The organism is Streptomyces sp. NPDC004435 (assembly GCF_042873895.1).
Taxonomy (GTDB): domain Bacteria; phylum Actinomycetota; class Actinomycetes; order Streptomycetales; family Streptomycetaceae; genus Streptomyces.
This window is the reverse complement of record NZ_JBIAMB010000005.1, coordinates 131,682-152,685: the sequence shown is the minus strand read 5'-3', so window position 1 is coordinate 152,685 and position 21,004 is coordinate 131,682. Positions and strand designations below refer to the sequence as shown.

General features: G+C 74.0%; 21 protein-coding genes. 12 read left to right on the top strand and 9 right to left on the bottom strand.

Annotated elements, in window-relative coordinates; translation table 11 throughout:
- Positions 1-177: 177 nt before the first annotated feature.
- The 5 genes from ACFYT9_RS10780 to ACFYT9_RS10760 all read right to left on the bottom strand — a co-directional run bounded on the left by ACFYT9_RS10780 (position 178) and on the right by ACFYT9_RS10760 (position 3,840).
- Positions 178-837: a response regulator transcription factor gene (locus ACFYT9_RS10780; RefSeq protein ID WP_376596775.1), complete on the bottom strand. Its 660-nt coding sequence runs from the start codon at positions 835-837 to the stop codon at positions 178-180.
- A gap of 26 nt (positions 838-863) precedes the next feature.
- Positions 864-2,216 carry a sensor histidine kinase gene (locus ACFYT9_RS10775; RefSeq protein WP_376596792.1) on the bottom strand — a complete coding sequence of 451 codons (1,353 nt, stop codon included), beginning with the start codon at positions 2,214-2,216 and terminating at the stop codon, positions 864-866.
- A gap of 59 nt (positions 2,217-2,275) precedes the next feature.
- The gene (locus ACFYT9_RS10770) at positions 2,276-2,596 is read right to left on the bottom strand and encodes a small hydrophilic protein (protein ID WP_389162227.1); all 321 of its coding nucleotides are present in this window, start codon (positions 2,594-2,596) and stop codon (positions 2,276-2,278) included.
- 231 nt (positions 2,597-2,827) lie between these two features.
- Positions 2,828-3,109: an Lrp/AsnC family transcriptional regulator gene (locus ACFYT9_RS10765; protein WP_376596779.1), complete on the bottom strand. Its 282-nt coding sequence runs from the start codon at positions 3,107-3,109 to the stop codon at positions 2,828-2,830.
- Positions 3,106-3,840, bottom strand: coding sequence for a rhomboid family intramembrane serine protease (locus ACFYT9_RS10760; RefSeq protein ID WP_387274166.1), 735 nt, complete (start codon positions 3,838-3,840; stop codon positions 3,106-3,108). The genes ACFYT9_RS10765 and ACFYT9_RS10760 overlap by 4 nt, the downstream gene beginning before the upstream one ends.
- Positions 3,841-4,001: 161 nt before the next feature.
- Between ACFYT9_RS10760 and ACFYT9_RS10755 the strand changes: the two genes are divergently transcribed.
- The 5 genes from ACFYT9_RS10755 (at position 4,002) to ACFYT9_RS10735 (ending at position 9,499) form a co-directional block, all read left to right on the top strand.
- Complete coding sequence (locus ACFYT9_RS10755) at positions 4,002-4,244, top strand: hypothetical protein (RefSeq protein WP_376596783.1); 243 nt, start codon at positions 4,002-4,004, stop codon at positions 4,242-4,244.
- Positions 4,245-4,278: 34 nt separating this feature from the next.
- Complete coding sequence (locus ACFYT9_RS10750) at positions 4,279-5,643, top strand: NYN domain-containing protein (RefSeq protein ID WP_376596785.1); 1,365 nt, start codon at positions 4,279-4,281, stop codon at positions 5,641-5,643.
- A 265-nt stretch (positions 5,644-5,908) separates the two neighbouring features.
- Positions 5,909-6,964, top strand: coding sequence for an NlpC/P60 family protein (locus ACFYT9_RS10745; protein WP_376596787.1), 1,056 nt, complete (start codon positions 5,909-5,911; stop codon positions 6,962-6,964).
- Between the two features lie 189 nt (positions 6,965-7,153).
- Complete coding sequence (locus tag ACFYT9_RS10740; RefSeq protein WP_376596789.1) at positions 7,154-8,179, top strand: NlpC/P60 family protein; 1,026 nt, start codon at positions 7,154-7,156, stop codon at positions 8,177-8,179.
- Between the two features lie 96 nt (positions 8,180-8,275).
- Positions 8,276-9,499: a hypothetical protein gene (locus ACFYT9_RS10735; protein WP_389162223.1), complete on the top strand. Its 1,224-nt coding sequence runs from the start codon at positions 8,276-8,278 to the stop codon at positions 9,497-9,499.
- 169 nt (positions 9,500-9,668) lie between these two features.
- Here ACFYT9_RS10735 and ACFYT9_RS10730 read toward each other — a convergent pair whose 3' ends face one another.
- On the bottom strand, positions 9,669-10,940 hold the full coding sequence (locus ACFYT9_RS10730; protein ID WP_387274157.1) for a glycosyltransferase 87 family protein: 1,272 nt from the start codon (positions 10,938-10,940) through the stop codon (positions 9,669-9,671).
- Positions 10,941-11,050: 110 nt separating this feature from the next.
- On the opposite strand from ACFYT9_RS10730, the gene ACFYT9_RS10725 reads away from it, so the two are divergent.
- The gene (locus ACFYT9_RS10725) at positions 11,051-12,193 is read left to right on the top strand and encodes a glycosyltransferase family 4 protein (RefSeq protein ID WP_389162221.1); all 1,143 of its coding nucleotides are present in this window, start codon (positions 11,051-11,053) and stop codon (positions 12,191-12,193) included.
- Between the two features lie 102 nt (positions 12,194-12,295).
- Here the strand turns inward: ACFYT9_RS10725 and ACFYT9_RS10720 are convergent, their stop codons facing one another.
- Positions 12,296-14,092: an AMP-dependent synthetase/ligase gene (locus ACFYT9_RS10720; protein ID WP_389162219.1), complete on the bottom strand. Its 1,797-nt coding sequence runs from the start codon at positions 14,090-14,092 to the stop codon at positions 12,296-12,298.
- Positions 14,093-14,348: 256 nt separating this feature from the next.
- Between ACFYT9_RS10720 and ACFYT9_RS10715 the strand changes: the two genes are divergently transcribed.
- The 6 genes from ACFYT9_RS10715 to ACFYT9_RS10690 all read left to right on the top strand — a co-directional run bounded on the left by ACFYT9_RS10715 (position 14,349) and on the right by ACFYT9_RS10690 (position 19,318).
- Positions 14,349-15,116, top strand: a complete 768-nt coding sequence (locus tag ACFYT9_RS10715) for a metallophosphoesterase (RefSeq protein ID WP_376603686.1) — start codon at positions 14,349-14,351, stop codon at positions 15,114-15,116.
- A gap of 90 nt (positions 15,117-15,206) precedes the next feature.
- Positions 15,207-15,647 (top strand): SRPBCC family protein, encoded by a 441-nt coding sequence (locus tag ACFYT9_RS10710; protein WP_376603684.1) that lies wholly within the window; start codon positions 15,207-15,209, stop codon positions 15,645-15,647.
- Between the two features lie 97 nt (positions 15,648-15,744).
- Positions 15,745-16,914 (top strand): ArsA family ATPase, encoded by a 1,170-nt coding sequence (locus tag ACFYT9_RS10705; RefSeq protein ID WP_389162217.1) that lies wholly within the window; start codon positions 15,745-15,747, stop codon positions 16,912-16,914.
- A gap of 53 nt (positions 16,915-16,967) precedes the next feature.
- The gene (locus ACFYT9_RS10700; protein WP_387280505.1) at positions 16,968-17,474 is read left to right on the top strand and encodes a DUF5304 domain-containing protein; all 507 of its coding nucleotides are present in this window, start codon (positions 16,968-16,970) and stop codon (positions 17,472-17,474) included.
- 66 nt (positions 17,475-17,540) lie between these two features.
- Complete coding sequence (locus ACFYT9_RS10695) at positions 17,541-18,482, top strand: ROK family glucokinase (protein WP_389162215.1); 942 nt, start codon at positions 17,541-17,543, stop codon at positions 18,480-18,482.
- Positions 18,483-18,562: 80 nt separating this feature from the next.
- On the top strand, positions 18,563-19,318 hold the full coding sequence (locus ACFYT9_RS10690) for an endonuclease/exonuclease/phosphatase family protein (protein ID WP_389162214.1): 756 nt from the start codon (positions 18,563-18,565) through the stop codon (positions 19,316-19,318).
- A gap of 178 nt (positions 19,319-19,496) precedes the next feature.
- Here ACFYT9_RS10690 and ACFYT9_RS10685 read toward each other — a convergent pair whose 3' ends face one another.
- Positions 19,497-20,165 carry a hypothetical protein gene (locus ACFYT9_RS10685; RefSeq protein WP_387279484.1) on the bottom strand — a complete coding sequence of 223 codons (669 nt, stop codon included), beginning with the start codon at positions 20,163-20,165 and terminating at the stop codon, positions 19,497-19,499.
- Positions 20,158-20,940, bottom strand: a complete 783-nt coding sequence (locus tag ACFYT9_RS10680) for an alpha/beta hydrolase (RefSeq protein WP_387279486.1) — start codon at positions 20,938-20,940, stop codon at positions 20,158-20,160. Before ACFYT9_RS10680 ends, ACFYT9_RS10685 begins: the two co-directional genes overlap by 8 nt.
- Positions 20,941-21,004: the final 64 nt, after the last annotated feature.

Below are 21,004 nucleotides of genomic sequence, written 5' to 3'. Positions count from 1 at the left end.
CCCGGTCACGCACCCCGGCGCACGCGGCCACGCCTTCCGGCCGGGTCAGGTCACGCACCCCGGCACACGCGCCGCCACGCCCTCCGGCCGGGTCCGGTCACGCACCCGGCACGCGCGGCCACGCACCCCGGCACCCCCGTCGGCACGTGCCCCGCCACACGTCCCCGGCCGGGAGCGTCACGGCATCCGGTACCCCATCCCCCGGACCGTCTCGAGCCGCTGCGCGCCCAGCTTCTTCCGCAGCGCGCGGACGTAGACGTCCACGATGTTGGAGCCGGGGTCGAAGTCGTACCCCCACACGTGGGAGAGGATCTGCTCCCGGGAGAGCACCTGCCCCGGGTGGCGCAGGAAGAGTTCCAGGAGCACGAACTCACGGGCGGTCAGGTCCACCGTCCGGTCTCCGGAGCGGGCCCGCCGGGTGCGCAGGTCCAGGCCGAGGTCGCCGCTGCGGAGCACGGTCACCTCGGGGGCGCGGGCGGCGGTCCGCAGCCGCAGCCGGATCCGGGCCAACAGCTCCTCGAAGCGGAAGGGCTTGGTCATCCAGTCGTCGGCGCCGCCCTCCAGGCCGGCCACGGTGTCCCGGACCGAGTCACGGGCGGTCAGGACGAGGACGGGCAGGGTCACCCGGGCCTCGCGCAGCTCCCGCAGGACGGTGAAGCCGTCCCGGCCGGGCAGCCCGATGTCCAGCACCATCAGGTCGAAGCCTCCGGTGAGCGCCCAGGCGAGCGCGGTGTCGCCGTCGGCGGCGACGGAGGTGGTGAAGCCGTTCGCGCGGAGGCCCTTCTCCACGAAGGAGGCGATGCGCTCCTCGTCCTCGGCGATCAGGACGCGGTTCATGGTCTCTCCTCTGACAGACCGAGGATTCACTCCTCGAAGACAAGTACGAAAGTGGCGCCGCCGCCCTCGGTCGGCCGCAGCTCGACGGAGCCGCCCCGGTGCCCCTCGGCGATCGCCCGGACGATGGCCAGCCCGAGCCCGGCGCCGCTGGTGCGTGCCCCGCGCCGGGCGGTGCCCCGCCGGAACCGCTCGAAGATCACGGCGGCGTCCGCCTCCTGCACGCCCGGGCCCCGGTCCGCCACGTACAGCTCGATCCGCCCGCCCCCGGTCCGCGAGCCGATCGCGATCCGCGTGCCCGGCACGGTGTGCTGGACCGCGTTCTGCGCCAGCTGCACCATCGCCTGGGTGATCCGCTGGGCGTCGAGCGACGCCTCCCGGTCGGCCACCCCGTCGAGCACCCAGTCGCGGTCGCCCAGCGTCCGGGCCTTCACGAAGACGTCGGCGGTCAGCTCGGCCAGCTGCACCGGCTCGGTCCGCACGAAGTCGGGCCGTTCGGCCTTGGCGAGCAGCAGCAGGTCCTCCACGATCCGGCTCATCCGGTCCAGCTCGTCGGTGACGAGGCGGACGGTCTCGGCCCGCTCGGCCGGGTCGTCGCCCATCAGCTCCAGATGGCCGCGGACGATGGTGATCGGGGTCCGCAGCTCGTGCCCGGCGTCGTCCACGAACTGCCGCTGGCCCGCGAAGGCCCGCTCCAGCCGGTCGAGCATCGCGTTGAAGGTCTCGGCGAGCGCGGCGATGTCGTCCTTGCCCTGCACCGGGATCCGCTGGGTGAGGTCCCGCTCGGTCAGCTCCGCGGCGGTCGTCCGCACCACCCGTACGGGGGCGAGGATGCGGCCCGCGACCACCCAGCCGATGCCGGTGGTCAGCAGCAGCGCCACCCCGGATATGGCGAGCAGGATGCGGAACGCCTCGTCGGCGATGGCCTGCTGCCGGTCGGCGTGGAAGGCGACGACGAAGGCCGACGGCGGACCGCCGGTCTCGATCGGCACCTTCGCCCACCGCACCTCGCCCTGCTTCCGCTCGATGCGGCCCGAGGGCTCGGGGGCGGCGGCGATGGCGTCGAGCGCGGGACGGTCGAGGTGGAGCGGGAGGGCGCTCGGTATCTCACGGGACTGCCGCACGACCATCGGGCCGGGTCCGCCGGTGCCGACCAGGCCGAGGAGTTCCTCGTCCGGGTCGGAGTACTGGCGGTGGAGGAAGACCCGCAGCAGCGCCTCGGGATCGGTGAAGCTCCGGCCGGTCTCCGGGTCGACGCCCTGGGTCACGAAGGTGGCGAACTCCCCGGTCTCCTGGGTGAGCAGCTGGTTGATGCGGTGGTCGGCGTCCCGCAGCAGCAGGGTGCGGGTGACCACGGCGACCGCGGCCAGCGCGACCGCCATGACGAGCAGCAGCCACAGCAGGATGCGGACGCGGGCGGAGAGACGGTGTTCGGTGCGCTTCACTCGTGATCGTCATCGTCGTCGTCGCCCGTGGTGGAGGGTCCGGGCACGACGGAGTCGGAGGGCGGCGGCGTCGAGCCGGCCGACGAGGCCGACGGCGACGGCGACGACGGCGTCGGTGGGGAGGTGGGGGCCGTCGGCGCGGTGCCGGTGGGCGGCGGCGTGGCGGACCCGCTGGGGGGCGGCGTGGTGGAGAGGTGCACGGCGGGCGGGACCCGCGGCGCCGCCGGTTCGTCGGTCAGCGCGTAGCTGGTCGCGGCGATGCCGAGCGGGACGGCGACCACGGCGACGAGTCCGGCCATGCGGTGGGTGAAGGACATGGCGCCAGGGTGGGGCGGGAAGGCGCGCCCCTGGATGAAGCCCGGATGAGGATTCCTTCATCCGGGCGTCGCGGCGGCACGTCGTCCTGGATCAGGACTCCAGGCCGATGGCGAAGGCCGCCTCCAGGGGTGAAGGACATGGCGCCAGGGTGGGGCGGGAAGGCGCGCCCCTGGATGAAGCCCGGATGAGGATTCCTTCATCCGGGCGTCGCGGCGGCACGTCGTCCTGGATCAGGACTCCAGGCCGATGGCGAAGGCCGCCTCCAGGTCGTGCTGCGAGTAGGTGCGGAAGGCGACGTGCGTGTCGGTGCCCTCGACGCCCGGGATCTTGCTGATCCGGCCGGGGATGACCTCGGCCAGGTCGTCGTGGCGCGGCACCCGGACCATCGCGATGAGGTCGTACGTACCGGTCACCGAGAAGACCTCGCTGACGTTCTCGAGCGCGGCGATCGACTCCGCGATCTCGGGGATGCGGTCCACGCTGGTCTTGATGAGGACGATCGCGGTGATCACGGCTGGCTGTCTCCCTCGGTCGCCGCTGCTGGGGTTTTCACTCTATCCCCACCCCGGAAGCGCACCCATGCGTAGAGGAAGCCGGCCGCGAAGCCCACGACGTGGGCCAGATAGGCGACCCCCGGGCCCGCGCCCGCCGCCCGCGCGGCCAGCCACTGGAGCGTGAACCAGAAGACGAGCACCGCCCAGGCCGGGAAGCGCAGCGGCAGGAAGAAGAGGAAGGGGAAGAGGCTGGTCACCCGGGAGCGGGGGAAGAGGAAGAGGAAGGCCCCGAGCACCGCGGAGATCGCCCCCGAGGCCCCGACCAGCGTCTGCTCGCTGTCGGCGTGCGCGATCGCGTAGCCCGACAGGGCGATGTAGCCGGTGCCCAGGTAGAAGAGGGCGAACTCGACGTGCCCCATCCGTTCCTCGGCCATCGCCCCGAAGACCCAGAGGAAGAGCATGTTGCCGAGCAGGTGGAGCCAGCCGCCGTGCACGAAGAGGGCGGTGAAGGGGGTGAGGAGCGCGCCCGGGTCCCCCCGCGTCAGCTCGGCCGGCACCACGCCCCACCGCCGGAAGTACGCGCTCTGCGCCGCGAGCACCTCGTCCCCGGTCCCGTGCGCCGGGTTGAGTCCGGAGACCGGGCTGACAATGAAGAGGAGGCAGCAGGCGGCGATCAGCCCGTAGGTCACCGCGGGGCCGGTACGGACGCCCCGGTACGCGCCCAGGGCCGTGGCTCGCCAGTCGATCATGGACAGATCATGGCCCAGAAGGGACGAAGTGGACAGAGCGCCTCGCCGGGCCGGGCGCCCTCCGGTGAGGCCGTAGGGTTACGGGATCGAGCACCGCAGTCCGACGGCGCACCGCGGCTCCCGCACCTGGTTCCACCACGACAGGAAGAAGGACGGCAACGATGACGACGGTTCCCCTGCCGACCGCCGAGACCCGCTGGCGCTGCACCCTCTGCGGCAATCTGACCCGCTTCGACGTGACGCGCTCCTCCAAGGTCGTGGAGTACGTCCATCTGGACCTGGCCGGTGAGCCCAAGGTCGAGGAGCGCGAGGTGCTCAGTGAGACCATCGAGTCGGTCCGCTGCCGCTGGTGCAACGCGGTGGACCAGATCGAACTGGTGGACAAGCCGGGCGTCGAGTCCTGACGGACGGCGCCGACGACAGTAGGGGTGACGGATCGTGGAGCAGCCCGCGCACGGTGACGAACCGGCCGGCGCGGCAGGTGACGCTGCCGAGACGCTCGACCATCCCCTGCCGGAGGGGGTACGGCGGCGGGTGATCGCGCTGGTCGCCGACGCCTTCGGCGGCCTCACCGTCGCCGAGCTGCCCGCCCCCCTGCGCCAGTACGCCCGCTTCACCGCCAGCCGGCGCGCCAAGTTCGCCGGCAACGCGATGGCCGCCGCCCTGGACGGCGACCCGCTCTTCCGGCAGCGGATCGGCGAACGGTTCAAGCAGGCCCAGCCGGAGCTGGCCGCGGCCGTCGAGACCGGTACCCCGCCCGCCGCCGCGGACCCCGTCGACGTGGCCGCCGCGGCGTACGTGCTCCGCCCCACGGGCTGGGCCAAGCTGGTGGCCGCCGCGGGCGAGGAGGTCCAGCGGGCCGACGCCGAACGCGCCGACGAGGCGGGCCGGCGCGAGGTCGAACGGCTGCGCGAGGAACTGGCCGCCGCCCGCGAGCGGACCCGGGGCGAGACCGAACAGCTCCGGCACGACATGGAGGCCGCCCGCAAGGAAGCCGAATCGCTTCACCGCAAGCTGCGCGGGGCCCAGAGCGACGTGAAGCGCGGCGAGGCGGCGCTGCGCCGGGCCCAGGCCGAGATCGAGGCCGCGCGCTCCGAGGCGGCGGCCCAGGTGTCCGCCGCCGAGAGCGAGTCACGGCGGCTCAAGGCCCGGCTCGGCGAGGTGGAGGCGGCTCTGGAGGCGAGCCGCCGCGCCGCCCGCGAGGGGCGCTCGGTGGAGGACATGCGGCTGCGGCTGCTCCTCGACACCGTGCTCGACGCGGCCCAGGGGCTGCGGCGCGAACTCGCCCTGCCGCCCGCGTCGATCCACCCGGCGGACACCGTGGACGCGGTGGAGCCGGGGCGGATGTCCCCGAAGGACATCGCCGCCCGCGCCCTGTCGGAGACGGATCCGGCGCTGCTGGACCAGCTGTTGGAGCTGCCGCAGGCCCATCTCGTCGTCGACGGCTACAACGTCACCAAGACCGGCTACCCGACGATGCCGCTGGAGAAGCAGCGGCTGCGGCTGCTGGGCGGGCTCTCTGCCCTCGCGGCCCGTTCGGGCGCCGAGGTCACCTGCGTCTTCGACGGGGCGGAGCTGGCCGCGCCGGTGCTCCTCGCGCCGCCGCGCGGGGTGCGGGTGCTCTTCTCCAAGCCCGGCGTGACGGCCGACGAGCTGATCCGCCAGCTGGTGAGGGCGGAGCCGCCGGGCCGGCCGGTCGTCGTGGTCTCCACCGACCGCGAGGTGGCGGACGGCGTCGCCAAGGCCGGTGCGCGTCCGGTGGCGTCGGCTCTGCTCCTCAAGCGCCTTTCGCGCCTCTCGTAACGACTCGCCCGGCTCGCAACTCTTGGGTTCTATGCCCGATTTCTGGAGGGCGCACCGTCAAGTGCCGGTCACGGCCCGTGTGATGCTGGTAAATAAAGTGGTGGGTGGGCGAGATTTTTGCCAGCGGGATTTGAACTGATCACAACTTGGTCACTAGGGTCGGGGCTCGAACCTTCGCGCGGTTGATCACCCATCAGGGCGATCCGTGGAGGAACCGCCTGCCCCTGACCGGCCGGCGGCTCTGAGGAAGAAGGAGCTCGCCTTCGTGGCGTCCCACCGTCGACCCAAGCAGCCGAGCCGCACCCGTGTGACCGTGCTCACCGCGACCGCGGCCGCCGCCGTCGCGTTCTCCGCCCAGACCGGTGCCCAGGCGGCCCCCAAGCCGAAGATCGACGAGGTCAAGGCGAAGGTCGACGACCTGTACCACGAGGCCGAGGAGGCCACGGAGCAGCACAGCCTGGCCGAGGAGCGCCGCGGCAAGCTGCAGAAGGAGATCGGCCAGATCCAGGACCGGGTGGCACGTGGTCAGCAGGAGCTGAACACCCTCCGGGACCAGATCGGTTCGGTCGCCAGCGCCCAGTACCGCTCCGGCGGCATCGACCCGGCGCTCCAGCTCTTCCTCTCCTCGAACCCGGACGACTACCTGGAGAAGGCTTCCGCCATCGGCCGGGTCACCGACCAGCAGGCCGACGTCCTCGCCACCATCCAGGACAAGCAGCGCACCCTCGCCCAGCAGCGCGCCGAGGCCACCGCCAAGCTCGCCGACCTCGAAGAGGTCCGCAAGACGCTCGGCGAGAAGAAGCGCAAGGTCCAGGGCAAGCTCGCCGAGGCGCGCGAGCTGCTCGGCACCCTCACCGCCGAGGAGCGCGCCCGCATCCGGCAGCAGGAGCAGGAGAAGGCCGAGAAGGCCGAGCGCGCCAGCCGCGCCTCCAACGAGCGCCTCGACCTCGGCAACGAGGTCGCGGCCAGCGGCCTGGGCGCCGCCGCCCTCGCCAACGCCGCCACCCAGGTGGGCAAGCCGTACCAGTCCGGTGCCGAGGGCCCGTACGCCTACGACTGCTCCGGCCTCACGCAGTGGGCCTACGGCAAGGCCGGCGCCCGGCTCTCCCGGGTCACCTACACCCAGCAGAACGACGGCACCAAGATCGGCCGCAGCCAGCTCCGGCCCGGCGACCTGGTCTTCTTCAACGGCCTGTCGCACGTCGGCCTCTACGCGGGCAACAACACGATCCTGCACGCCCCGAAGCCGGGCGCCTCGGTCCGCTACGAGTCGATGAACTACATGGGCACGTTCCAGTTCGGCGTCCGCATCGGCGGCTGACCCGCCCGGCATGCCGCCCGAACGGGTGGTTCGCCGCACTCCGTACTGACCTGACGCCCCGCCGGTGACCTTGTGATCTCCGGCGGGGCGTCATTTTGTGTGCCCGGTGCCTTCGTTGGACGCGACCGGGGGAGCGGCTACTGTCTGCGGCGCCAGTCCGCAACGAGCCGAACGGAAAGAGCGCGAGCCGTGGCCTCCCACCGCCGACCCGCCCGGGTCACCGTCCTGACCGCAGCCGCCGCGGCCACCGCGGCGGCCTCCCTCGGCGCCGTCCCCGCGAGCGCCGACCCGGGCGCCGGCACCGCGGCCACCCGCGCCAAGGTCGACCGGCTCTACGAGGAGGCCGAGCGCGCCGCCGAGGGGTACAACCAGGCGGACGAGAAGGCCGACGCCCTGCGCCGCAAGGTCGGCCAGGCCCAGGACAGCCTCGCCCGCGGCCAGGAGCGCATCAACCGGATGCGGGGCGCGCTCGGCGCGCTCGCCGGCGCCCAGTACCGCTCCGGCGGCCTCGACCCGGCCCTGGTGCTGCTGCTCTCCTCCGACCCGGACAGCTACCTCGACCGGGCCTCCGCCCTCGACCGGGCCACCGCCCGGCAGACGGCCGCCCTCACCGAGCTGCAGCGGGAGCGCCGCCGGCTCGACCAGGAGCGAACCGAGGCCCGCACCGCCCTGGGCGAGCTGGAGCGCAGCCGTGCCGAGGTCGCCCGCCACAAGCGGTCGGTCGAGCGGAAGCTCGCCGAGGCGCGCCGGGTCCTGGCCTCCCTCACCGCCGCCGAGCGCGCCGCGTACGAGCGGGCCTCCCGCTCCGGCGGGCGCGCCGCGGGGCCCGGTGAGGAGCTGCCGCCGGCCGCCGACCTCGGTCCGGCCGACTCGCGGGGCGCGGCCGCGGTGCTCGCCGCCCGCAGCGCCGTCGGCAAGCCCTACGTCTGGGGCGCGACCGGCCCCACCGGCTTCGACTGCTCGGGGCTCATGGTCTGGTCGTACCGGCAGGCCGGGATCAGTCTCCCGCGGACCTCGTCCGCGCAGCGGTACGCGGGCCGGCAGGTGCCACTCTCCCAGGCGCAGCCCGGTGACATCGTCACGTACCGCGGCGACGCCAGCCACGTCGGCATCTACGCCGGGAACGGGCAGGTCATCCACGCCCCCTACCCGGGCGCCCGGGTCCGCTACGACCCGGTGAACATGATGTCCCACGTGACGGTGACCCGTCTCTGAGCCCGCCCCGGCGGCTTCCGCGGGCTCCCGGAGGCGGGCGCCCGGAGGCGGGTGCCCGGAGGCGGGTGCCCGTAGCTCTTCCGTACCATCTGAGGGATGGTGGACCAGGGGTGCGGCGCGCGACGGCCGGGCGGAGCGCTGCTCGCCCTGCTCCTCGCCCTCGCCGCCCTCGTCGGCTGCTCCACCGCCGCCCGGCCCGCCGACCCGGCCCTCCGGGAGGTGCAGGCCCTGCTCGACCGGCACGCCCGGGCCCTGCTCGACCGTGACGAGCCGGCCTGGCTGGCCGCCGCCGACCCCGCCCACCGGTCCGCCGCGCGCACCGAGTTCCGCCGCCTCGCCGAGGTCCCGCTGGCCGGCTGGAGCTACCGCGTCACCGGCGTCGACCGGACCGGTGAGGGCCGGCTCACCGCCCACGTCGAGCGCGGGCACCGGATCGAGGGGTTCGACCGGGGCCCCCTCGACGCCGGCCGGGTCATGGACTTCGCCGAGCGGGACGGACGCTGGTACGTCACGGCCGAGCGGCCCGCCGACGGCGCCCCCGAGCGGCTCTGGGAGCAGGGCGAGGTGGCCTCGGTGCGGGGCGCCCGCTCGCTCGTCCTCGGCGTCGGCCAGGACCGGGACCGGCTGGCCGAGATCGCCCGCCTCGCCGACCGCGCGGTGCCCGCCGTCGACGAGGTGTGGGGCCCCGGGTGGGTCCGCAAGGTGCTGGTCCTCGTCCCCGCCTCCCTCGACGACATGGGCGGGCTGCTCGCGGTGGACGGCTCCCAGTACCGGGGTATAGCGGCCGTCACCACCGGGGAGACCGCGCGCACGGCGACGTCCCCCGCGGACCGGGTGATCGTCAACCCCGAGGCGTACGGGGTGCTCGGGGACTTCGGCCGGGAGGTGATCCTCACCCACGAGACCGTCCACGTCGCCACCCGCGCCGACACCTCGCCGTCCACCCCGGTCTGGCTCTCCGAGGGCTTCGCCGACTGGGCCGCCTACCGGGGCGGCGACCGGACCCCCGCCGAGGCCGCCCCCGAGCTCCGGCGGGCCGTGAAGGCCGGGGAGGTGCCCGCCGCCCTGCCCGAGGACCGTGACTTCGCCTTCTCCGGCGACGCCGAGGCGCTGGCCCGGGCCTACGAGACCGGCTGGCTGGCCTGCGCGATGATCGCCGACCGCTGGGGCGAGGAGCGGCTGACGGCCTTCTACCGCGAGGTGGGCGCCCACCCGGGCCGGGACGGGGCGGTGGAGAGCGCCCTGCGGAAGGTGCTGGACACGACGCCGGAGGAGTTCACGGCGAGCTGGCGGGCCTATCTGCGGGAGAAGCTCGCCTGAGGCCTCGGTCAGGGCCTCGGCCGGCGGTCCGGCGTCGAGTGCGGCGAGGCCTCGACCAGCCGGGCCTTCTCCTCGGTGCCGGTCGCGCCGGGGAGGCGGCGTCCGCCCGGCCAGGACGCTCGCCACGGCCGCGCAGGGCGCCGCGCCGGCGGTGCCGCACCGGCCGGGCTCAGCCGGCCAGCACCTTCTCGCGCTCCGGCCGGCCCTCGGGGACGGGGATGACCGTGCCGGCCTCGGTGACCGTGTGCTTCCACAGGATCCGGCAGGCCATCAGGGTCGCCGCTATCAGCAGGCCGTTGCGCAGGAACAGCACGCCGATGCCCAGCCAGTCGCTCTGCGTCACGTGCGAGAACCAGACAGGGAACTCGAACTGGGTCACCGCCGTCGCCCACAGGATCAGATAGGCGGGCGTCCGCATCCGGCTCGACCGGTAGACCAGGCAGACCGCGGCGAGACCGACCAGCCAGATCATGTACTGGGGGGAGATCACCCGGCTCGTCGCCGTGAAGAGCAGCACCGCGACGAAGGCCGCGTCCGCCACCGTCGACGAGGTGAAGCGGCGCGCCTTGAACCGCCACAGCAGCAGCCAGGCGAAGGCGGCCACGGTCAGCGCCATCGCGCCCTTCGACACCCAGGAGACATACGGGCCGAGGAACTCGATCGAGCCGTAGTTCATCCGGGCCTCGCCGTCCCAGCCGAAGTGCCGGGCCACGTGGAAGACCATCGCGCCCAGCGACTCGACCTCGGTGCCCCGCTCGCTCTGGAAGGAGAGGAAGGCGAGACCGCCCGGCATCCAGGCCATGCACAGCGCCAGCACGCCCGCCGCCGTCCCGGCCGCCACCGGCCAGGAGCGCCAGGTCGCGCGGCCCTTCGGGGTGCCCGCCAGGATCAGCGCCGGCCAGACCTTCAGCACCGCGCCGAAACCGGCCATCGCGCCCAGCACCCGCGGACTGCGGATCGCGGCGAGCAGACCCACCACGGCGACCGCGGTGACCATGATGTCGTAGCGGGCGTACGCGGTCGGGCCCATCAGCGGCACCGCCGCCAGCCAGAGCCACGCGCCCCGCATCGACCGGCCGGGCCGCCCGCCCGTGTACACGAGCAGCGCGAAGACCGCGGCGTCACAGAGGAAGGCCAGCACGAAGAACGCGGCCGAGTAGTTCAGGAAGGGCAGCAGGGCGGGCGAGAGGATCGCCAGGGCCGCGGCGGGCGGGTACTGCCAGGTGACGTCGTCCTGCGGGTACGTGCCGGTCTTCAGGACCTCGTACCAGCTCTGGTAGATCTGCTCGACGTCACTGGTAACGTCCGGCCCCGGCACCACCACGATCTTGAAGACGCACACCAGGAGGATGATCCTGGTCAGTGCCCAGAGGCCGAGCGGAAGACGCAACTCCCGCAGTCGCGTACCCGTGCGCGGGCCGATCCCCACTGCGCCCGTCATTACCTGTCCTGTTCCTGTCCTGTCGGTCCGCTCGCGCGGAGGGGGGTGGTGCCGGGCGTAGGGTGCGATCGCGCGCCATGACGTACAGCCATCACGTACTGTCTGTCACGATGCACAAGACCCTGATCGTAACGAACGACTTCCCGCCGCGTCCCGGCGGAATCCAGGCGTTCCTGCACAACATGGCGTTGCGACTGGACCCCGACCGGCTCGTGGTCTACGCCTCCACCTGGAAGCGAGGCCGCGAAGGGGCGGAGGCCACCGCACTGTTCGACGCGGAACAGCCTTTCACGGTTGTCCGAGACCGCACCACCATGCTGTTGCCTACGCCACGTGTGACCGCCCGGGCGACCGCGCTGCTGCGCGAGCACGGCTGTGAATCGGTCTGGTTCGGCGCCGCGGCGCCGCTCGGTCTGATGGCTCCCGCGCTGCGCAGGGCCGGTGCGAAGCGGCTGGTGGCGACCACCCACGGGCACGAGGCGGGCTGGGCCCAGCTGCCCGCCGCCCGGCAGCTGCTGCGGCGGATCGGCGAGGGCACGGACACGATCACGTACCTCGGCGAGTACACCCGCTCCCGGATCGCCTCCGCCCTCACCCCGGCCGCCGCGGGCCGCATGGTGCAGCTGCCGCCCGGCGTCGACGAGAAGACCTTCCACCCCGGCTCCGGCGGGGACGAGGTCCGGGCCCGGCTCGGCCTCACCGACCGCCCGGTCGTGGTCTGCGTCTCCCGGCTCGTCCCGCGCAAGGGGCAGGACACCCTGATCCGCGCCCTGCCCCGGATCCTCCGGCAGGTGCCCGACGCGGTCCTGCTGATCGTCGGCGGCGGCCCGTACGAGAAGGACCTGCGCCGGCTCGCCGCGGAGACCGGCGTCGCCGGCTCCGTCCGCTTCACCGGCGCCGTCCCCTGGTCCGAGCTGCCCGCCCACTACGGCGCCGGCGACGTCTTCGCCATGCCCTGCCGCACCCGCCGCGGCGGCCTCGACGTCGAGGGGCTCGGCATCGTCTACCTGGAGGCGTCCGCGACCGGCCTCCCGGTCGTCGCCGGCGACTCCGGCGGCGCCCCCGACGCCGTCCTCGACGGCGAGACCGGCTGGGTCGTCCGGGGCGAGTCCGCCGAGGACACCGCCGACCGCGTCACCACCCTCCTCCTCGACCCCGCGCTCCGCGCCCGCATGGGCGAACGCGGCCGCGCCTGGGTCGAGGAGAAGTGGCGCTGGGACCTGCTGGCGGAACGGCTCAGGGAACTGCTGTAGGCACGGCGGAGGCGGAAGAGCCACGGTCACGGCGGAGGCGGAAGAGCCACGGTCATGGCGGAGGGGCCCGGCGCACGCGCCGGGCCCCTCCGCCGTCACCGCTCACTTGCTGTAGATCGCCTCGATCTCGTCGGCGAAGTCCTTCGCCACCACGTTCCGCTTCAGCTTCAGCGACGGGGTGATGTGCCCCGCCTCCTCGGTGAACTGGTGGGCGAGGACACGGAACTTGCGGACCGACTCCGCCTTGGAGACCGCCGCGTTGCCGTCGTCGACCGCGCGCTGGACCTCGGCGAGCAGCTCGGGGTCGTCGCGGAGCGCGGCGGCGGTCAGACCGGCCGGCTTGCCGTGCTCGGCCGCCCAGCGGCCCAGGAACTCCTCGTCGAGGGTGACGAGCGCGCCGACGAACGGGCGCCCGTCGCCGACCACCATGCACTCCGCCACCAGGGCGTGGGCGCGGATCCGGTCCTCGATGACCGCCGGGGCGACGTTCTTGCCGCCCGCCGTCACCAGGATCTCCTTCTTCCGGCCGGTGATCGCGAGGTAGCCGTCCTCGTCGAGGGTGCCGATGTCGCCGGTGTGGAACCAGCCGTCCGCCAGTGCCTCGGCCGTCGCCGCCTCGTTGTTCCAGTACCCCGTGAAGATGTGCTCGCCGTGCAGCAGCACCTCGCCGTCGTCCGCGATCCGCACCACCGAGCCCGGCAGCGGCTGGCCGACCGTGCCGATCTTCGGGCGGTCCCACGGGTTGAAGGCGGTCGCCGCGCACGACTCCGTCAGGCCGTAGCCCTCCAGGACGGTGAAGCCGATGCCGCGGAAGAAGTGGCCGAGCCGCTCGCCCAGCGGAGCGCCGCCGGAGATCGCGTACTCGCCCCGGCCGCCGAGCACCGCCCGCAGCTTCGAGAAGACCAGCTTGTCGAAGAGCTTGTGCTTGAGCCGGAGCCCGAACGACGGGCCCTGCGGGGTCGCGAGGGCGCGGCTGTACGCGATGGCCGTGTGCGCGGCCTTGTCGAAGATCTTGCCCTTGCCGTCGGCCTGCGCCTTGGCGCGCGCCGAGTTGTAGACCTTCTCGAAGACGCGCGGCACGCCCAGGATCAGCGTCGGGCGGAAGGAGGCCAGCTCGTCCGTGAGGGTCTTGATGTCCGGGAGACAGCCCAGCCGGATCGGGGCCATCACCGAGGCCACCTCGATCAGCCGGCCGAAGACGTGCGCCGCCGGGAGGAAGAGCAGCACCGAGGACTCGCCGGTGCGGAAGAGCGGCTTCAGGCGCTCCACCACGTTGCCGCACTCGGCGAAGAAGGCCCGGTGGGTCAGCACGCAGCCCTTGGGCCGGCCCGTCGTGCCCGAGGTGTAGACGATGGTCGCCGGGTCGTCCGCGTTCGCCGCCGACATCCGGGCGTCCAGCGTCTCGTCCGAGACCTCCGCGCCGGAGGTCGTGAGCCGCTCGACCGCGCCGTCCTCGATCTGCCACACGCCCTTCAGCGCCGGCAGCCCGTCACGCACGGACTCCACCGACGCCTGGTGCGCCGCGGACTCCACCACGGCCAGCGAGGCCCCGGAGTCGCCGAGGATCCACTGGATCTGCTCCGGCGAGCTGGTCTCGTACACCGGCACGGTCACGCCGCCGGCGCTCCAGATCGCGAAGTCCAGCAGCACCCACTCGTAGCGGGTGCGGGAGAGCAGCGCGACCCGGTCGCCCACCCCGACGCCGGCCGCGATCAGGCCCTTGGCGGCCCCGCGCACCTCGGCCAGGAACTCCTCGGCGGTGACGTCCGTCCACACGCCGTCGACCTTGCGGCCCATCACGGCGACGTCTGGGTGCTGGGAGGCGTTGCGGCGGATGAGATCCGTCAGGTTGCCGTCCGAAGGGACCTCGTACAGGGCCGGAAGGCTGAACTCGCGCAAGACTGCTGCTCCTCATCGGGCTCCGGTGCCACGGCTCTGTGTGACGCACCGGTGCGGTCCATGATCGGGCAGGTGCTCGTGGGGGTGAGCACGACTGTGGACTGCCCGGACGTTACCCATCAGTACGTGGTTCCCGATAGGGGGTCCCGGCGAGATGTTCCGTGCGTCACACCAGCGTGACGGCCCTCCGCGCACAGTAATCCACAGCTTTCCCGACTCCCAAGTAACCGCAGGTCCGACGCCCTAAGGTGGGCTCATGCGAGTCCACGTGGTCAGCGACGTGCACGGCAACTCCGGCGCCCTCGCCCGGGCGGGGGACGGCGCCGACGCCCTCATATGCCTCGGCGACCTAGTCCTCTTCCTCGACTACGCCGACCACAGCCGGGGCATCTTCCCCGACCTCTTCGGCGTGGCCAACGCCGACCGGATCGTCGAGCTGCGCACCGCCCGCCGCTTCGACGAGGCCCGCGACCTGGGCCGCAGCCTCTGGGCCGGACTCGCCGTGGACCGCGAGACCGCCATCGAGGCGGCCGTCCGCCGCCAGTACGCCGAACTCTTCGCCGCCTTCCCCACCCCCACCTACGCCACCTACGGCAACGTCGACATCCCCACCCTCTGGCCCGAGTACGCCCGCCCCGGCACCACCGTCCTCGACGGGCAGCGGATCGAGCTCGGCGGCCTCACCTTCGGCTTCGTCGGCGGCGGCCTGCGCACCCCGATGCGCACCCCGTACGAGATCCCGGACGAGGAGTACGCCGCCAAGGTCGAGGCCCTCGGCGAGGTCGACGTCCTGTGCTCCCACATCCCGCCCGAGGTCCCCGACCTGACCTACGACACCGTCGCCCGCCGCTTCGAGCGCGGCAGCCGCGCCCTCCTCGACGCCATCCGCCGCACCCGCCCCCGCTACTCCCTCTTCGGCCACGTCCACCAGCCGCTCGCCCGCCGGATGCGGATCGGCGCCACCGAATGCGTGAACGTCGGACACTTCGCGGCCAGCGGCAGCCCCTTCGCCCTGGAGTGGTGACGGGCGCCCGAGCCGGGCGCGATAGCCTTCCGTCGGCACGTGTGTGCCCTTCGTACGTCCGCCGGACCGCACAGTGGAGGAGCCACCGCGATGGCCGAACACACCAGCTCCAGCATCACCATCGAGGCGGCGCCGGCCGACGTCATGGGTGTGATCGCCGACTTCGCCCGCTACCCCGACTGGACCGGCGAGGTGACCCAGGCCGAGGTCCTGGAGACCGACGACGCGGGCCGCGCCGAGAAGGTCCGGCTCGTCCTCGACGCCGGCGCCATCAAGGACGACCACACCCTCGCCTACACCTGGACCGGCGCCAACGAGGTCAGCTGGACCCTGGTCAAGTCCCAGATGCTGCGCTCCCTCGACGGCTCCTACCGCCTCACCCCGCTCGAAGGCGACCGCACCCAGGTCACCTACCAGCTCACCGTGGACGTCAAGATCCCCATGCTCGGCATGATCAAGCGCAAGGCCGAGAAGGTCATCATCGACCGCGCCCTCGCCGGCCTGAAGAAGCGCGTGGAGTCGACGGCCTGAGACTCCGGGCCGAAGCCCTCGGCCGAAGTACACGGCCGAAGCCCTCGGCCGGAGACCGGGGCCCGGCCCCCGGCGGGCCCGCGATAGCGTCACCCGTATGCGGATCATCCTCGTCACCGGAGCCGGCGGCGCCGGGCGCACCACGGTCGCCACCGCGACCGCCCTCGCCGAGGCCCACGCGGGCCGCCGCGTCCTGCTCGTCCCCGGCGACACGGACCCCGCGCGGACCGCGCCCGCCGAGGACGCCGCCCACGACCTCGCCAGCCCCGGTTCCCTCACCGTGCTGCGGCCCGACCCGGCCGGCGACTTCCGGCGCGAGTTCCTCGCCCTCCAGGCCCGCTCCGGGACCGTCCTCGACCTCCTCGGCGCCGCGCCCTTCGAGGACGCCGAACTCACCGAGCTGCCCGGCAGCCGCCAGTTCGCCCTCCTCCGGGCGCTGCGCGAGGCCGCCGCGGGCGACCACGACCTCGCCGTCGTCGACCTCCCCCCGCTCCGCGAGGCCCTGACCGTCCTCGCCCTCCCCGAGCAGCTCCGCCGCTACCTGCGCCGGCTGCTGCCGCCCGAGCGGCAGGCCGCCCGCGCGCTGCGCCCGATGCTCGCCCAGCTCGCCGGCGTCCCCATGCCCGCCCAGTGGCTGTACGAGACCACCGCCCGCTGGGAGCACGAGCTCGCCGCCGTGCAGGACGTCGTCGAAGCCCCCGGCACCACCGTCCGGCTCGTCCTCGAACCCGGCCCGGCCGCCGCCGCCACCCTCCGCGAGGCCCGCCTCGGCCTCGCCCTCCAGGGCCTCGCCCTCGACGCCGTCGTCGCCAACCGGCTCCTCCCCGCCGCCTCCGAGGACCCCTGGCTCACCGCCCTCACCACAGAGCAGCACCGCCACCTGGAGACCCTCCGGGCCGACGCCGGCGACGTCCTGCACGAACTGCCGCACCTCGGCCGCGCCCCCCGCGGCCCCGAGGACCTCGCCCTGCTCGCCGCCGTGCGCCCCGGCCTCCCGCCCGTCCCCCCGCCCGCCCCCGTCGTCGAGGACCGTCGCGCGCGGGACGGCGTGCTCGTCTGGCACCTCCCGCTGCCCGGCGCCGTCAAGCAGGAGCTCTCCCTCGTCCGCAGGGGCGACGAACTGCTCCTCGGCGCCGGACCCTTCCGCCGCACCCTGCCCCTCCCGCCGGCCCTGCGCCGCTGCACCGTCACCGGCGCCGGCCTCGTCGACGGCGTCCTCGCCGTCCGCTTCGCCCCCGACCCGGGACTCTGGCCCAAGGACTCCTGACCGCTTCCCCCGGCGTGTACCGTCGAAGGAAGGAAGCGACGGAGGAGTACGCCATGAACAGCGATCCGGACGCCTGGGCCAAGGCGTGCGCCGAGGACCTGGAGGCGGAGAAGGCCCGCCGCCGCGCGGAGCACGGCGCCGAGCCCGGCTCGCCCGCCGAGGAGTTCCGCAAGCTCTTCGAGGCCGTCGCCGACAAGCTCACCGGCGGGCTCGGCGCCGCGGCCCCGCTGCTCGGCGGGCAGAACGCCGCCGAGGCGGCCGCCCAGGCCGCCGCGACCGTCAAGGGACTCGTCAACCAGGCGAAGGCCGCCGTCGAGCCGGTCATCGAGCGTAACCCGCAGGTCTTCGACCACCTCGCCGCCGCCGGCAGCGAACTCCTCGCCGCCTACCGGTCGGCCGTCGAGGGCCACGAGACCCGCTGGACCCGCGGCTCCGGCCTCGCCGAGGACGACCCCCGCCGTGCCGCCGACACCCCCCGCGAGCCCGAGGGCCGGGACGGGGACGACCGCAAGGACGGCGAGGAAGGCCCCACCCCCGGCCGCCCCATCGATCTGGACTGATCAGTACGGCCCCTCCCCTCGGGTACGGTGGGCCCTAGCGGGGCTCGACCGAAAACTGAGGGACACATGGGACTCACCATCGGCGTCGACATCGGCGGCACGAAGATCGCGGCCGGCGTGGTCGACGAGGAGGGCAACATCCTCGACACGCACACGGTGCCCACCCCGCCGACCCCCGAAGGCATCGTCGACGCCATCTGCGCGGCCGTCTCCGAGGCCGGCAAGGGCCACCAGATCGAGGCCGTCGGCATCGGCGCGGCCGGCTACGTCGACGACAAGCGGGCCACCGTCCTCTTCGCGCCGAACATCGACTGGCGGCACGAGCCGCTGAAGGACAAGGTCGAGCAGCGCGTCGGCCTCCCCGTCGTCGTGGAGAACGACGCCAACGCCGCCGCCTGGGGCGAGTACCGCTTCGGCGCCGGCCAGGGCCACGAGGACGTCATCTGCATCACCCTCGGCACCGGCCTCGGCGGCGGCATCATCATCGGCAACAAGCTCCGCCGCGGACGCTTCGGCGTCGCCGCCGAGTTCGGCCACATCCGGGTCGTCCCCGACGGCCTGCTGTGCGGTTGCGGCAGCCAGGGCTGCTGGGAGCAGTACGCCTCCGGCCGCGCCCTCGTCCGCTACGCCCGCCAGCGCGCCAACGCCACCCCCGAGCGGGCCGAGGTCCTGCTCGGCCTCGGCGACGGCACCCCGGAGGGCATCCAGGGCAAGCACGTCAGCGAGGCCGCCCGCGCGGGCGACCCGGTCGCCGTCGACTCCTTCCGCGAGCTGGCCCGCTGGGCCGGCGCCGGCCTCGCCGACCTGGCCTCGCTCTTCGACCCGTCGGCGTTCATCGTCGGCGGCGGGGTCTCGGACGAGGGCGACCTCGTCCTCGACCCGATCCGCAAGTCCTTCCGCCGCTGGCTGATCGGCGGCCAGTGGCGCCCGCACGCCCAGGTCCTCGCCGCCCAGCTCGGCAACAAGGCCGGCCTGGTCGGCGCCGCGGACCTGGCCCGCCAGGGCTGACCCGGCCCCGGTCCGCCGTTTCCGGTCGATGCCCGCCGCGCCCTTCCGGGCGGGGCGGGCATCCGCCTTATGTTGGGCCCATGGCCCTCGACGCGACCGGCGCGCTGCCCGCCTCCCGTACCGAGCCCGACGGCTCGGCCGTGGTCCGGATCCTCAGCTACAACCTGCGCTCGATGCGCGACGACGAGGACGCCCTCGCCCGGGTGATCCGGGCCTGCGCCCCGGACGTCGTCCTCGCCCAGGAAGCCCCGCGCTTCTTCCGCTGGCGCAAGCACGCGGCCCGGCTCGCCGCGAAGAGCGAGCTGCTCGTCCTGTCCGGCGGGGCCACCGCCGCGGGGCCGCTGCTGCTCTGCTCGCTGCGCGCCACCGTCGAGCGGACCGAGGACGTCCTGCTGCCGCTCACCCCCGGCCTGCACCGGCGCGGCCTCGCCACCGCCGTCGTCCGCTTCGGAGCGGTCCGGCTCGGGCTCGTCAGCTGCCATCTGAGCCTGCGCGAGGACGAGCGGTACGCCCAGGCCGGGCTGGTCCTCGACCGGGTCGCCGCGCTGGGCACCCCGTACACGATCGTCGCCGGCGACCTCAACGAGCGGCCCGGGGGCCCGGCCTTCACCCGGCTCACCCGGACGCTCCGCGACGGCTGGGAGGTCCGCCCCTGGGGCGGCGAGCACACCCACCCGCCGACCGCCCCGCGGCAGCGGATCGACGCGGTCCTGGCGACGGACGGCGTCGAGTTCCTGGGCTGCGGCGTCCCCACCGGCCTCGACCCCGCCGACCTGACCGCCGCCACCGACCACCTGCCGGTCCTGGCGGCGGTCAGACTCCGGGCCCCGGCCTGACGGCGGCCTCGGCGCCCCGGCCGGTCCCGGCGGCGTCAGGCTCCCGGCCCCGCCCGGGGACGGGACCGGAGCCGTGGACGGGTTCCGCGCCGGACGGCGACCGGCGCCGGGTCCCGAGCCGGGGAAGGGGCCTGAGCCGGGGGAGGGGCCTGAGCCGGGGGAGGGGCCTGAGCCGGGGTCACACCACGGCGCCGCGGCCCGGGTCGTCGTAGCCGTCGTCGTCCTCGTCGTCGCCCTTCATACGGGCCACCAGGGTCGCGAAACCGCCCAGGAAGCCGCCGATGCACAGGGTGGTGAGCCACCACGTCATGTCCCACTGGAGGAGGACCGCGACCAGCATCAGCACCGGGCCGCCGACCACTCCGAGCCAGGCGAACTTGGTGGTGGCGTCCGCCTCCGGCAGCGGCGGCGGCTCCGGCGGGACGAAGTGCCCCTCGTCCGAACCGCCGGGACCCGCCTCCGGCTCCGCCAGGCTGTAGTCGCGCGGGCCGCCGCTCGACCGCACCCCGGGCGCGAAGACGATCGAGCTGCCGAGCGCCGGCTTCTCGTCCCCCTCGTCGCCCGAGTCGGGGCCCGGCTCCGGCTCCGGCGACAGCGGCGTCGGCGCCTCCCGCCTCGGCTCCGGCTTCGGCTTGTCGGGCTTCGGCACGTCACTGCCCGAGGCCGCCCGGGCCTCACGGGCCTCCAGCTCCTCCGGTTCCGGCAGCCTCAGGGTCTCGATCGGCCGGAACGGCCGCGCACCCGGAGGGTCCGCCGGCTCCTCGCCGTACCCCGCGACGATCGCGGCCCACGCCGCCTCCTCGTCGATGGGCTGCGGCTCCCGCTCGCCGTCCTGCTGGTCAGCCACCGCTCCTGCTCCCCTTCCCGCCCACGAGCCCCGGGGCGAGACGCTCGACGAACGCCAGACTCTCCTCGAAGATCCTCTCCGCGTCATGGTCCAACGTCGCCACGTGGTAGCTCTGTTCCAGCAGGACCTCCCGGACGTCCGTGGAGGAGACCCGGCCGAGCACCCGGGCCGAGTCGGCCGGCGGCACCACGTGGTCCTGCGGGCTGTGCAGCAGCAGGAGGGGCTGGGTGACCTGCGGCAGCTCGCCGTCGACCAGCCGGAAGAACTGCCGCAGGGAGTGCGCCGCGTGCAGCGGCACCCGGTCGTACCCGAGCTCGGTCACGCCCTCCTTGGCGATGTCGTTCGCCACGCCCTTCGTCGTCGGGACGAGGTGCCGCACCACCGGCAGGGCGTGCGCGGCGAGGCCGTGCACCTTGTTCCCCGGGTTGACGAGCACGACGCCGTCGATCGCGTCACCGTGCTTCGCCGCGAGCCGCAGGGACAGCGCCCCGCCCATGGAGAGGCCGAAGACGAAGACGGCCGAGCAGCGGGCGGTCAGCTCCCGCAGCGCCCGGTCCACCTCCGCGTACCAGTCGTGCCAGGTGGTGAGCTGCATGTCCTGCCAGCGCGTGCCGTGCCCCGGCAGCAGGGGCACCGACACCGTCAGACCCCGCTCCGCGAGGTACTCGGCCCACGGGCGCATCGACTGCGGGGAACCGGTGAATCCGTGACAGAGAAGGACGCCGACCTCTCCGCCCTCATGGCGGTACGGCTCGGCTCCGGGAAGGACCGGCACCGGGGTCTCCTGTTCGGTTGCGGCTCCGGCGCGTCGGAGGCGTCGGAGGCGTACGGCGATGGGG